Source organism: Enterobacter sp. 3U4 (assembly GCF_057224565.1).
On record NZ_CP136665.1, the window covers coordinates 676,043 to 689,171 of the forward strand.

Here is a 13,129-nt window from a genome sequence, read left to right on the forward strand (position 1 = left end):
CTGAATGTAAAAAAATGGTTAAGACTATTATCAGGTCAGACCACTTTATGTTTGCGAAAATTTTTTTTACAGGGGAGTGTTATGAGTCAGGCATTACCGCTTATTACCCGTCAGGGCGATCGCATTGCCATAGTCAGTGGGTTGCGCACGCCGTTTGCGCGTCAGGCAACGGCGTTTCATGGCATACCGGCCGTCGACCTGGGGAAAATGGTAGTGGGGGAGATGCTGGCTCGCAGCGAAATTCCGCCTGAGGTCATCGAACAGCTGGTATTCGGTCAGGTCGTGCAGATGCCTGAAGCTCCCAATATTGCGCGTGAAATCGTCCTCGGTACCGGGATGAACGTGCATACCGATGCCTACAGCGTCAGCCGCGCCTGCGCAACCAGCTTTCAGGCCGTGGCTAACGTCGCCGAAAGCCTGATGGCGGGTACTATTCGCGCCGGGATAGCGGGTGGAGCGGACTCCTCTTCGGTACTGCCGATTGGGGTCAGTAAAAAGCTGGCGCGTATTCTGGTCGATGCTAACAAAGCCCGTACTACGGGTCAGAAACTCAAACTCTTCTCGCGTTTACGTCTGCGCGACCTCATGCCTGTTCCCCCTGCCGTAGCGGAATATTCTACCGGCCTGCGCATGGGCGATACCGCCGAACAGATGGCGAAAACCTACGGCATCACCCGTGAACAACAGGATGCGCTGGCGCATCGCTCGCATCAGCTTGCGGCAAAAGCCTGGTCGGAAGGCAAGCTGACCGACGAGGTCATGACCGCCTATATTCCTCCCTATCGCGAACCGCTTGTCGAAGATAACAATATTCGCGGCACCTCAACGCTGGCGGATTACGCAAAACTGCGCCCGGCGTTTGACCGCAAGCACGGCACCGTGACGGCAGCAAACAGTACACCGCTGACGGACGGGGCCGCCGCCGTGATCCTGATGACCGAATCCCGCGCGAAGGAGTTGGGCATTACACCCCTGGGTTATTTACGCAGCTATGCTTTCACCGCCATTGATGTCTGGCAGGACATGCTGTTAGGTCCGGCGTGGTCTACGCCGCTGGCGCTGGAGCGAGCAGGGCTGACGCTGGCTGATTTAACCCTGATTGATATGCACGAAGCGTTTGCTGCACAAACCCTGGCAAACGTCCAGCTGCTGGCAAGCGAGCGTTTCGCGCGCGATGTGCTGGGCCGCGCCCATGCCACAGGCGAAGTGGATCAGAGTAAATTCAACGTGCTTGGCGGCTCTATCGCCTATGGTCATCCGTTTGCCGCCACCGGCGCGCGAATGATCACGCAAACATTACATGAACTCCGTCGCCGTGGCGGCGGGTTTGGCCTTGTTACCGCCTGTGCGGCGGGTGGCCTTGGCGCAGCAATGGTTCTGGAGGCTGAATAATGGATCTGCCATCTGCATTTAATCTGACGGTTCGCCTCGATAACGTGGCCGTTATCACTATTGATGTGCCTGATGAAAAGATGAATACCCTGAAGGCCGAATTTGGTGTTCAGGTGCGCGCGATGCTAAAGCAGATCCGCGACAACAAAGCGATTCGCGGCCTGGTGTTTATCTCTGCCAAGCCCGATAACTTTATCGCCGGCGCGGATATCAACATGATCGCCCGGGCGCAAAGCGCTCTGGAAGCCGAAGAGCTGGCGCGTCAGGGTCAGCAGGTGATGGCGGAGATCAACGGCCTGCCGATCCCGGTCATTGCCGCGATCCACGGTGCCTGTCTGGGCGGTGGGCTTGAGCTGGCGCTGGCCTGTCACAGCCGGATTTGTACTGACGATGCGAAAACCGTTCTGGGTCTGCCGGAAGTGCAGCTGGGGCTGCTGCCTGGATCCGGCGGAACGCAACGGCTGCCGCGCCTGGTGGGCGTGAGCACGGCGCTGGAGATGATCTTAACCGGTAAACAGCTGCGTGCCCGTCAGGCGCTGAAAGCCGGTCTGGTCGATGACGTCGTGCCGCAGTCTATTTTGCTGGAGGCCGCCGTTGAGCTTGCGCTGAAAGGTCGGCAGGCAAAACGTCCTCTGCCGGTACGTGAGCGCGTGCTGGCCGGCCCGCTGGGAAGAACGCTCCTGTTCAGCATGGTGGGCAAAAAGACCGAACAAAAAACCAAAGGCAATTACCCGGCGGCAAAGCGGATCCTGGAAGTGATCGAGACCGGGCTGTCGCAGGGAAGCAGCAGCGGCTATGCCGCGGAGGCCAAAGCCTTTGGCGAACTGGCGATGACACCACAGTCTCAGGCACTGCGCAGCATCTTCTTCGCCAGCACGGACGTGAAAAAAGATCCCGGCAGCGAGGCGCAGCCTGCGCCGCTGCGTGCCATCGGCGTACTCGGTGGGGGGCTCATGGGAGGCGGAATCTCTTTTGTTACCGCCAGCAAAGGCAAATTACCTGTACGAATCAAGGACATTAATCCTAAGGGGATCAACCACGCGCTGCAGTACAGCTGGCAGAACCTTGATCAAAAGGTCAAACGCCGCCATATCAAAGCAAGCGAGCGTGATAAAACCCTGGCGATGATCTCCGGTACGACGGATTACAGCGGTTTTGCGCACCGCGATCTGGTGATTGAAGCCGTGTTTGAGGATCTGGCGCTTAAGCAGCAGATGGTGGCAGACGTTGAGCAGCATTGCGCCCCGCATACCATTTTTGCCTCCAATACGTCGTCATTACCGATTGGCGATATCGCGGCGAAAGCGGCGCGTCCGGAGCAGGTAATCGGACTCCACTTCTTTAGCCCGGTCGAAAAAATGCCGCTGGTAGAAGTTATTCCGCACGCGACTACCGGTCCGCAAACTGTTGCCACCGTGGTGAAGCTGGCGAAAAAACAGGGTAAAACCCCGATTGTGGTAGCGGACAAAGCTGGCTTCTACGTCAACCGCATTCTGGCTCCCTACATTAATGAAGCAATGCGGTTGCTGACGGAAGGCGAGAAAATCGAGCACGTCGATGAGGCATTGGTAAAGTTTGGTTTTCCCGTTGGTCCAATCCAACTTTTGGATGAGGTGGGAATAGACACCGGCACTAAAATTATACCAGTGCTGGAAGCCGCCTATGGCGATCGTTTTAGCCCACCTGCAAATATTGTTTCTGCGATTTTGAAGGACGATCGCAAAGGCAGAAAAAATGAACGCGGTTTCTATCTTTACGGCGCGAAAGGGCGTAAAAGCAGGAAACAGGTCGACCCTTCGGTATATGGACTCATTTCGACCACAGGTCAGGGAAAACTGTCCGCCGTTCAGTGCGCTGAGCGCTGCGTGATGATGATGCTCAATGAAGCGGCGCGCTGCTTTGATGAGCAGGTGATCAAGAATGCACGCGATGGCGACATCGGCGCGGTATTTGGTATTGGTTTCCCGCCGTTCCTTGGCGGCCCGTTCCGTTACATGGATACGCTCGGCGCGGGTGAAGTGGTTGCAATCCTGCAACGTCTGGCTTCGCAATATGGTCCCCGGTTTACGCCGTGTGACGAATTATTGCAGATGGCGGAACGCGGCCAGACATTTTGGCCTGCAAGGGAAACTGTCCTCGTAAGCTGAGGTCAAAGAAGGGTAAATCCTGAAGTGAATGGACCTGTTCTGGCGATTTTGTAAACAGAGATTGACTATACTTACGCCATTGAGGTAAAAAACAGCGTTTCATTCACCGAATGGATCAGGCACAATGCCCGGCCATCGGGTTTTCTACCTCTTAGCATTTATCGCGGGTAGTTAACGCCGGTGATTCTGGTTAACAAAAGCGGTGCAATATGCAAGTTTTTATCATGCGTCACGGCGACGCGGCACTCGATGCCGCCAGTGACTCAGTACGTCCTTTGACCGTCTGTGGCTGCGACGAATCTCGTCTGATGGCGACCTGGCTTAACGGTCAAAAAGTGGACATCGAACGCGTTCTGGTGAGTCCGTTCCTGCGTGCAGAACAGACGCTGGATGTGGTAGGTGAATGTATGAACCTGCCGACCAGTGTGGATGTTCTCCCTGAACTCACCCCATGTGGCGATGTAGGTCTTGTCAGCGCTTATCTTCAGGCGCTGTGCAATGAAGGTGTCGCTTCCGCGCTGGTCATTTCCCACCTGCCACTGGTTGGCTATCTGGTATCTGAGCTGTGCCCGGGCGAGACTCCGCCGATGTTCACGACATCCGCCATTGCCAATGTTTCTCTCGACGAAACGGGCAAAGGTGTCTTCAACTGGCAAATGAGTCCGTGCAACCTGAAGATGGCAAAAGCCATCTGACGTGACGTGCGATATGGCGGGGTGCAATGTGCTTCCCGCCATTCTGTCAGGGCAACTCTGGCGGCTGCCACTCTTCCACTTCAATCAACACCAGCAATGCGGCATCTCCGCCGTACTCTTTCGGTGCCTGATGAAACGCCATCACGTGTGGATGCTGAGCCAGCCACAGCGGCGTCTGTTGCTTGAGGATATGTTTACCGTGGCCATGCATCACGCAGGCGCAGAAAAGATGTTCACGACGACAGGCTGCAATCAATGCCCCCAGCTCCTGTTTCGCCTGCATCTGGGTCAAACCGTGCAGATCGAGAAACAGCTCCGGCGAATAATCTCCGCGACGTAACTTTTTCAGCTCAAAATGGCTGACGTCTTCGCGTACGTATTTCACCGCACCCTGAGTATTGAGCAACGGCTGAAATTCATCTGAAAAATAGTGGCTGTTATCCGCCTGCTCCTGCAGCAGACGTTTGACCGGTACTTCGCTGATTTTTTTACGCTGAGGGCGATGGACAATGGTGTCCTGAGCGATTTTACGCGTCCCGGTCATTAGCTGTCGGAAGAGCGCCTGATCCTCCTCGCTGAGCGATGTTTTCTTTTTCATTCGTCATTCTCATCTCGTATTTCCGATAGTGTACCCGACTAAACGCATTTTTTAACCTCAAGCGAGACGCGTCATTGCTGATTTATCGCCGTCTTCATGGCAAACTAGCCGCCGAAAATTATGCGAGCATGCCCTGGAGGAAAGAGTGGATAAAATATTTGTCGATGAAGCAGTAAACGAGCTGCATACCATACAGGACATGTTGCGCTGGTCGGTTAGCCGCTTCAGCGCCGCCAATATCTGGTACGGTCACGGTACCGACAACCCGTGGGATGAAGCCGTGCAGCTGGTGCTGCCGTCCCTCTACCTGCCGCTGGATATTCCAGAAGACATGCGCACCGCGCGCCTGACCTCCAGCGAAAAACACCGCATCGTTGAGCGCGTGATCCGCCGCGTGAACGAGCGAATTCCGGTCGCCTATCTGACCAACAAAGCCTGGTTCTGCGGCCACGAGTTCTATGTCGATGAACGTGTGCTGGTGCCGCGCTCGCCGATTGGTGAGTTGATTAACAACCACTTTGAAGGCCTGATTGGCCATCAGCCGCAGCACATTCTGGACATGTGTACCGGCAGCGGCTGCATCGCCATCGCCTGCGCTTACGCCTTCCCGGAAGCGGAAGTAGACGCCGTTGATATCTCCACCGACGCGCTGGCCGTGACCGAGCACAACATCGAAGAGCATGGGCTGATCCATCACGTTACGCCAATTCGCTCTGACCTGTTCCGCGATCTCCCAACGCTGCAGTACGATCTGATCGTTACCAACCCGCCGTACGTTGATGCGGAAGACATGTCCGATCTGCCGAACGAATACCGTCACGAGCCGGAGCTGGGTCTGGCGTCAGGGTCTGACGGCCTGAAGCTGACCCGCCGCATTCTGGCCTGCGCGCCGGATTATCTGACCGACGACGGCGTTCTGATTTGTGAAGTGGGCAACAGCATGGTACATCTGATAGAGCAGTACCCGGATGTGCCGTTCACCTGGCTTGAGTTTGACAACGGCGGTGACGGCGTCTTTATGCTGACCAAAGCGCAGCTGCTCGACGCGCGCGAACACTTCAGCATCTATAAAGATTAATCCAGCGGGCTTCGGCCCGTTTCACAACGCTCAAACACAAACAACAACATCGGAGCCGTGATGGCAGGAAACAGTATTGGACAGTTATTCCGCGTGACCACCTTTGGCGAGTCGCACGGGCTGGCGCTGGGCTGTATCGTTGATGGCGTACCGCCAGGCATCGAACTGACCGAAGCCGATTTACAGCACGACCTCGACCGTCGTCGCCCGGGCACCTCTCGCTACACCACGCAGCGTCGCGAGCCGGACCAGGTCAAAATTCTCTCCGGCGTCTTTGAAGGCCGCACCACCGGAACCAGCATTGGTCTGCTGATCGAAAACACCGATCAGCGCTCCCAGGACTACGGTGCCATCAAAGACGTCTTCCGTCCGGGCCATGCCGACTACACCTACGAACAAAAGTACGGCCTCCGCGACTATCGCGGCGGCGGGCGTTCTTCCGCGCGTGAAACCGCGATGCGCGTGGCGGCTGGCGCCATTGCCAAGAAATACCTGCAGCAGAAATTTGGCATCGTTATCCGCGGCTGTCTGACCCAGATGGGCGACATTCCGCTGGCGATCAAAGACTGGGATCTGGTCGAGCAAAACCCGTTCTTCTGCGCCGATGCCGACAAGCTGGAAGCGCTGGACGAACTGATGCGCGGCCTGAAAAAAGAGGGCGACTCCATCGGGGCGAAAGTTACCGTCGTGGCCGACGGCGTCCCGCCAGGCTGGGGCGAGCCGGTATTTGACCGTCTCGACGCCGACATTGCCCACGCGCTGATGAGCATCAACGCGGTGAAGGGCGTTGAGATTGGCGATGGTTTTGACGTGGTATCCCTGCGCGGGAGCCAGAACCGTGACGAGATCACGAAGGCGGGCTTCCAGAGCAACCACGCGGGCGGCATTCTGGGCGGCATCAGCAGCGGGCAGAAGATTATTGCCAACATCGCGCTGAAGCCAACTTCCAGCATCACCGTGCCGGGCCACACGATTAACCGCGATGGCGAAGAAGTTGAGATGATCACCAAAGGACGTCACGATCCGTGCGTGGGGATCCGCGCGGTGCCGATCGCAGAAGCGATGCTGGCGATCGTGCTGATGGATCACTTCCTGCGCCAGCGCGCGCAGAATGCGGATGTGACGACCACCATTCCACGCTGGTAAACATGAAAAAAACCGCAATTGCTCTGCTGGCGCTGCTCGCCAGTGGAGCCAGTCTGGCCGCGACGCCATGGCAAAAAATCACCCACCCGGTGGCGGGGAGCGCGCAGTCGATCGGCGCCTTCTCAAACGGCTGTATCGTGGGCGCGCAGGAACTTCCGCTGCAATCGGATACCTATCAGGTGATGCGTACCGATCAGCGTCGCTATTTCGGCCACCCGGATCTGGTGCTGTTCATTCAGCGTCTGGGAAATCAGGTGCATAACCTGGGGCTGGGCACGATGCTGATTGGCGATATGGGGATGCCTGCCGGCGGTCGTTTTAACGGTGGACACGCCAGTCACCAGACCGGACTGGATGTCGATATCTTCCTGCAGCTGCCGAAAACGCGCTGGACCTCCGCCCAACTGCTGAAACCGCAGGCGCTGGATCTGGTGGCGAGCGACGGCAAGCGCGTTGTGCCGTCCCTGTGGACGCGGGACGTATCCAGCATGATCAAGCTGGCGGCAGAAGATAACGACGTCACGCGGATTTTCGTTAACCCGGCCATCAAGCAGCAGCTCTGCCTTGATGCCGGAACCGATCGCGACTGGCTGCGCAAAGTGCGCCCGTGGTTCCAGCATCGTGCGCACATGCACGTTCGTCTGCGCTGCCCGGCGAATAGCCTGGAATGTGAAGATCAGCCGCTTCCGCCGCCTGGCGATGGCTGCGGTGCGGAACTGCAAAGCTGGTTTGAACCGGCAAAACCTGGAACCTCTAAGCCTGAGAAGAAGACACCGCCTCCGTTGCCGCCTTCCTGCAGGCGCTACTGGATGAGCATGTACTTTAATGGATAATTTCGTCGATCTGTTTATGGTGTCACCGCTGCTGCTGGTGGTGCTGTTCTTTGTGGCCATGCTGGCCGGTTTTATCGATGCCCTTGCGGGCGGCGGCGGGTTGTTAACCGTTCCCGCGCTGCTGGCGGCGGGCATGAGCCCGGCGCAGGCTCTTGCCACTAATAAGCTGCAGGCCTGCGGCGGCTCGCTCTCGGCGTCGCTCTATTTTATCCGCCGTAAGGTGGTGAGCCTGGCCGACCAGAAGCTTAATATCCTGATGACCTTTATCGGCTCCACGTCGGGCGCACTGCTGGTTCAGCACGTGCAGTCGGATATTTTGCGCCAGATCCTGCCGGTTCTGGTCATCTGCATCGGGCTTTACTTCCTGCTGATGCCAAAGCTCGGTGAAGAAGACCGCCAGCGTCGTCTGCACGGCCTGCCGTTTGCCCTGATTGCCGGGGGCTGCGTTGGTTTTTACGACGGTTTCTTCGGCCCGGGGGCAGGCTCGTTTTACGCGTTGGCGTTCGTGACGCTAGCCGGGTTTAACCTCGCCAAATCGACCGCTCATGCCAAAGTGCTCAACGCGACCTCTAACGTCGGCGGCCTGCTGCTGTTTATCATTGGCGGCAAGGTTATCTGGGCAACCGGATTTGTGATGATGGCAGGGCAGTTCCTGGGCGCGCGCGCGGGCTCGCGTCTGGTGTTAAGCAAAGGACAAAAGCTTATTCGCCCGATGATCGTCATCGTCTCGGCCGTAATGAGCGCCAAACTTCTTTATGACAGCCATGGACAGGAGATCCTCACCTGGTTGGGGATGCACTAATGAACAGTACGCATAAATACGAACAGCTGATTGAGATTTTCGACAGCTGTTTTGCTGACGATTTTAATACCCGTCTGATTAAAGGCGACGACGAACCGATATATCTTCCTGCTGATGAAGAGGTTCCGTATAACCGTATAGTCTTTGCCCACGGCTTTTATGCCAGCGGCTTGCACGAAATTTCGCACTGGTGTATTGCGGGGAAAGCGCGGCGCGAGCTGGTGGACTTCGGTTACTGGTACTGCCCGGACGGGCGTGACGCCGCTACGCAGGGCCAGTTTGAAGATGTGGAAGTGAAACCGCAGGCGCTGGAATGGCTATTCTGCGTCGCGGCGGGTTTTCCGTTCAACGTCAGCTGCGATAACCTCGAAGGCGACTTCGAGCCAGACCGTATCGTCTTCCAGCGCCGCGTGCATGCGCAGGTGATGGAATATCTTGAGAAAGGCATCCCGGAACGTCCGGCGCGCCTGATCGAGGCCTTACAGAATTATTACCACACGCCGGCGATCGCGGCGGAATGCTTCCCTTGGCCGGAAGATCTTTAACAGAGGAAAGAAGATGATCGCAGAATTTGAATCACGCATTCTGGCGTTAATTGATGACATGGTGGAACACGCCAGTGATGATGAGCTGTTCGCCAGCGGTTATCTGCGTGGTCACCTGACGCTCGCGGTAGCCGAGCTGGAAGCAGGTGACGATCACTCTGCTGACGCCGTTCACGCCGAAGTGGCCCGCAGTCTGGAGAAAGCCATTCAGGCCGGAGAGCTCTCTCCGCGCGACCAGTCTCTGGTGCTGGGCATGTGGGACAATTTATTCCAGCAGGCTAAACGCTAAGCCGCCGCCTTCTCTTCCCTCTCCCCTTTGGGAGAGGGTCAGGGGAAGGGGATTCGACCGCACCCTACTTAACCTTCTTCCCCTTCAGCAGTTTTCGTACCCACAAGCGATTCGGATTCAGCCCCGCAAGCGTAACCCTGTCCAGCGGAATTGGCTCGTCGCTCATTTGCGCGGCTAACACTTCTGCCAGCAGCGGTGCGGAACACAGCCCGCGAGATCCTAATCCACCCAGCATATACAGCTCCGGATAAACCGGCGCGCTTACCGCTTTATCCCGGTTATCAGCAAGATCCTGATAGGCCTCAAGCGTTGCCTCATAGTCCGGCACATTTCCCGCCATCGGCAGATGATCGCGGGTGGCACAGCGAACGCCGCAGCGCGCGTCTCCGGCGCTGACGTCAACCTCTTTCGCCCATGCCGCCTCCGGGAAACAGTCAATCAGGCGCTGGCGATTCTGCGCCTGATCCGCTTCGCTGTAGCGCATTTCCGTTTCGCCACGATGATAGCTGGCCCCGATGCAGTGATGGCCGTTAGACGGATTTTGCGGCGTCAGATAGCCGTCATAGCACAGCACCTGGCGCAGTTTGCCGAGCTCAGGCGCGGAAGGAATATGGCTTACCTGGCCGCCGACCGGATAAACCGGCAACGTTTCTGTCTGGATAAACTGGCTGATGTGATGCCCGTTTGCCAGTACAACGCTGGCATGACTGGCCTCTTCGCTATCAGCAAAACGCAGATTCCAACGTTCTGTCCGGCTCAACGATTCAACCTTGTGAGCATAATGCGCCGTCAGCCCGCGCGACTGCGCCAGGGCAAGGACCGCCGCGGTCAGTTCAGCCGGGCACAGCCAGCCGCCGAGCGGATACTGAATGCCCCCAAACCTGGTTTCCACGCCTGCGGTGTCTGCCACCTCTTGCGCACTTACCGCGCGGGCAATCTCGTCAGGCAGGCCCAGCGACAGCATCTGCGCGATCTTCTGCTGGCTCTTTTCATCCCAGCCAAGCTGCGTGACGCCGCACCAGTTATGGTCGAACGCCACCGGAAGCGCGTCATACAGGCGACGGGCGAAGGTAAATGCCGCAGGGAAAAACTGAAACAGGGCCGGGTCGTGCGCGCTTAAAAGCGGATAAAGCGCCCCCTGACGGTTGCCGGACGCGCCGCTGGCGGGCGCGTCGTCAGCGCAGTAGAGCGTGACCTGCCAGCCACGCTGGAGAAGCGCGAGCGAGAGCAGGGCGCTGGCGATCCCGCCGCCAACGATCGCCACGTCGCGGGATTCGCTGGCGCGGCGTGCAAACCAGGGCGCCTGCGCGGGGATATCCAGCGTCTGCTCCATTCTGCCGACCAGCATGTCGCGCTTGCGGCCAAAGCCTTTGGTCTTCTGCATGGTAAAGCCCGCCTCCTGCAGCCCGCGGCGGACAAAGCCCGCCGAGGTAAAGGTGGCAAGCGTTGCGCCAGGGCGCGCCAGCCGCGCCATCGCGTTAAACAGATGCTGGCTCCACATGTCCGGGTTTTTGGCGGGGGCAAAACCGTCCAGGAACCATGCATCAACCTTCTGATTCATCGAGTCATCGAGCCTGTCGGTCAGATCGTTGATGTCACCGAGCCATAAGTCCAGCGTCACGCGTCCATCGTCCAGAATCAGGCGGTGGCAGCCGCCGATGTGGGGCGGCCACTGCGCCTGAAGCTGCTCCGCCCAGGGCGCAAGCTCCGGCCAGCGCTGGTGGGCAAGCCGCAGATCGTGCGCGGTAAGCGGGAATTTTTCGAAACTGATGAAATGTAATCTTTGTAGCGTAACCTCAGGGTGTGCAGCGTGAAACTGGTTAAACGCCTGCCAGAGGGTTAAAAAATTCAGCCCGGTGCCGAATCCACTTTCCGCGACCACAAAAAGGCTCCGCGGATGCTCCGGGAAGCGGGTGCTGAGCTGGTTTCCGTCGAGGAAAACATAGCGAGTTTCTTCGAGTCCGTTATCATTAGAAAAATAGACGTCATCAAAATCTCGGGAAACAGGTGTACCCTCAGCGTTGAATTCGAGGTTGGCGGGTTGTATAGCGTTTTGTTTCACGTAAGTTACTCGTCTGACAGGCAGTGGCACGATCTTAACGATGTGAGTCCATCGGTGCAAATTTCCGCAGAAAATGTCTGATCGGACTTGTTCGGCGTACAAGTGTACGCTATTGTGCGACTCGAAACTTACTATAGTGCGACTTACAGAGGTATTGAATGAAACGTGCAGTGATTACTGGCCTGGGCATTGTTTCCAGCATCGGTAATAACCAGCAGGAAGTCCTGGCATCTCTGCGTGAAGGACGCTCCGGGATCACTTTCTCTGAAGAGTTTAAAGATTCAGGTATGCGTAGCCACGTATGGGGTAACGTCAAACTGGACACCACCGGTTTGATTGACCGCAAAGTGGTTCGTTTCATGAACGATGCCTCTATTTATGCTTATCTCTCCATGCAGGAAGCGATCAAAGATTCCGGCCTGAGCGAAGAGGTTTATCAGAACAACCCGCGCGTGGGTCTGATCGCCGGTTCCGGCGGTTCATCTAAAGCGCAGGTATTCGGCGCTGACGCAATGCGTAGCCCGCGTGGTCTGAAAGCAGTAGGTCCGTACGTGGTTACTAAAGCCATGGGTTCTGCGGTTTCCGCATGCCTGGCGACCCCATTCAAAATCCACGGTGTGAACTACTCCATCAGCTCCGCGTGTGCGACTTCCGCGCACTGTATCGGTAATGCTGTTGAGCAGATCCAACTGGGTAAACAGGACATCGTATTTGCTGGCGGCGGCGAAGAGCTGGGCTGGGAAATGGCCTGTGAATTCGACGCCATGGGCGCACTGTCCACCAAGTACAATGAAACTCCGGATAAAGCTTCACGTACCTACGATGCGCACCGTGACGGTTTCGTTATCGCGGGCGGCGGCGGTATGGTTGTGGTTGAAGAGCTGGAGCATGCCCTGGCACGTGGCGCGCACATCTACGCTGAAATCGTGGGCTACGGAGCTACGTCTGACGGCGCCGACATGGTTGCGCCATCCGGCGAAGGCGCGGTGCGCTGCATGAAGATGGCGATGCACGGCGTTGACACCCCAATCGACTACCTGAACTCCCACGGTACCTCTACTCCGGTAGGCGACGTGAAAGAGCTGGGTGCGATCCGTGAAGTCTTCGGCGACAACAGCCCGGCAATCTCTGCGACCAAAGCCATGACCGGTCACTCTCTGGGTGCGGCTGGCGTGCAGGAAGCGATCTACTCTCTGCTGATGCTGGAAAACGGCTTTATCGCTCCAAGCATCAACATTGATGAGATGGACGAGCAGGCCGCTGGCCTGAACATCGTGACCAAACCAACGGAAGCGACGCTGACTACCGTCATGTCCAACAGCTTCGGCTTCGGTGGCACCAACGCCACGCTGGTCATGCGTAAGCTGAAAGCATAAGTTTTATGTTTGATTCAGAAGGGGAGCCATAAGACTCCCTTTTTTTATGCATTGACAAGCAGCTGATCTCACAGGCAAACTTCATCCCTCAACATTATCCTCACGATAATGCGTAAGCGTTTAACGTCAACCAACGCACCTTAATCCTGATAATCAGGTAGAGGGG

Annotated in this window: 11 protein-coding genes and 1 pseudogene; 10 read left to right on the forward strand and 2 right to left on the reverse strand. The window is 57.1% G+C overall.

Annotated elements, in window-relative coordinates; all coding sequences use genetic code 11:
* Window positions 1–81: 81 nt before the first annotated feature.
* The 3 genes from fadI (at window position 82) to sixA (ending at window position 4,234) form a co-directional block, all read left to right on the forward strand.
* Window positions 82–1,392, forward strand: a complete 1,311-nt coding sequence (gene fadI / locus RVY89_RS03240) for an acetyl-CoA C-acyltransferase FadI (RefSeq protein WP_032643460.1) — start codon at window positions 82–84, stop codon at window positions 1,390–1,392.
* Entirely contained in the window at window positions 1,392–3,539 is a 2,148-nt protein-coding gene (fadJ, locus tag RVY89_RS03245) for a fatty acid oxidation complex subunit alpha FadJ (protein WP_484826888.1), read from the forward strand. The genes fadI and fadJ overlap by 1 nt, the downstream gene beginning before the upstream one ends.
* Window positions 3,540–3,748: 209 nt before the next feature.
* Window positions 3,749–4,234 carry a phosphohistidine phosphatase SixA gene (gene sixA / locus RVY89_RS03250; RefSeq protein ID WP_032659231.1) on the forward strand — a complete coding sequence of 162 codons (486 nt, stop codon included), beginning with the start codon at window positions 3,749–3,751 and terminating at the stop codon, window positions 4,232–4,234.
* 46 nt (window positions 4,235–4,280) lie between these two features.
* Here sixA and smrB read toward each other — a convergent pair whose 3' ends face one another.
* Entirely contained in the window at window positions 4,281–4,832 is a 552-nt protein-coding gene (gene smrB / locus RVY89_RS03255; protein ID WP_484826889.1) for an endonuclease SmrB, read from the reverse strand.
* Window positions 4,833–4,977: 145 nt separating this feature from the next.
* Between smrB and prmB the strand changes: the two genes are divergently transcribed.
* From prmB to RVY89_RS03285, 6 genes and pseudogenes are all read left to right on the forward strand, one after another.
* On the forward strand, window positions 4,978–5,910 hold the full coding sequence (gene prmB / locus RVY89_RS03260; RefSeq protein ID WP_008502612.1) for a 50S ribosomal protein L3 N(5)-glutamine methyltransferase: 933 nt from the start codon (window positions 4,978–4,980) through the stop codon (window positions 5,908–5,910).
* A gap of 60 nt (window positions 5,911–5,970) precedes the next feature.
* The gene (aroC, locus tag RVY89_RS03265; protein WP_484826890.1) at window positions 5,971–7,056 is read left to right on the forward strand and encodes a chorismate synthase; all 1,086 of its coding nucleotides are present in this window, start codon (window positions 5,971–5,973) and stop codon (window positions 7,054–7,056) included.
* Between the two features lie 2 nt (window positions 7,057–7,058).
* Window positions 7,059–7,882: pseudogene (gene mepA, locus RVY89_RS03270) on the forward strand (penicillin-insensitive murein endopeptidase).
* Window positions 7,882–8,691 carry a sulfite exporter TauE/SafE family protein gene (locus tag RVY89_RS03275; RefSeq protein ID WP_008502609.1) on the forward strand — a complete coding sequence of 270 codons (810 nt, stop codon included), beginning with the start codon at window positions 7,882–7,884 and terminating at the stop codon, window positions 8,689–8,691. The pseudogene mepA and the gene RVY89_RS03275 overlap by 1 nt, the downstream one beginning before the upstream one ends.
* Window positions 8,691–9,236, forward strand: coding sequence for an elongation factor P hydroxylase (locus tag RVY89_RS03280; RefSeq protein ID WP_371897351.1), 546 nt, complete (start codon window positions 8,691–8,693; stop codon window positions 9,234–9,236). Before RVY89_RS03275 ends, RVY89_RS03280 begins: the two co-directional genes overlap by 1 nt.
* A gap of 13 nt (window positions 9,237–9,249) precedes the next feature.
* Window positions 9,250–9,525, forward strand: a complete 276-nt coding sequence (locus tag RVY89_RS03285; RefSeq protein ID WP_167211729.1) for a YfcL family protein — start codon at window positions 9,250–9,252, stop codon at window positions 9,523–9,525.
* A gap of 64 nt (window positions 9,526–9,589) precedes the next feature.
* On the opposite strand, the gene mnmC is transcribed toward RVY89_RS03285, so the two are convergent.
* Complete coding sequence (gene mnmC, locus RVY89_RS03290; RefSeq protein WP_484826891.1) at window positions 9,590–11,587, reverse strand: bifunctional tRNA (5-methylaminomethyl-2-thiouridine)(34)-methyltransferase MnmC2/FAD-dependent 5-carboxymethylaminomethyl-2-thiouridine(34) oxidoreductase MnmC1; 1,998 nt, start codon at window positions 11,585–11,587, stop codon at window positions 9,590–9,592.
* Between the two features lie 158 nt (window positions 11,588–11,745).
* Here mnmC and fabB point away from each other — a divergent pair, with 158 nt between their 5' ends.
* The gene (gene fabB / locus RVY89_RS03295) at window positions 11,746–12,963 is read left to right on the forward strand and encodes a beta-ketoacyl-ACP synthase I (protein WP_023336433.1); all 1,218 of its coding nucleotides are present in this window, start codon (window positions 11,746–11,748) and stop codon (window positions 12,961–12,963) included.
* Window positions 12,964–13,129 lie beyond the last annotated feature (166 nt).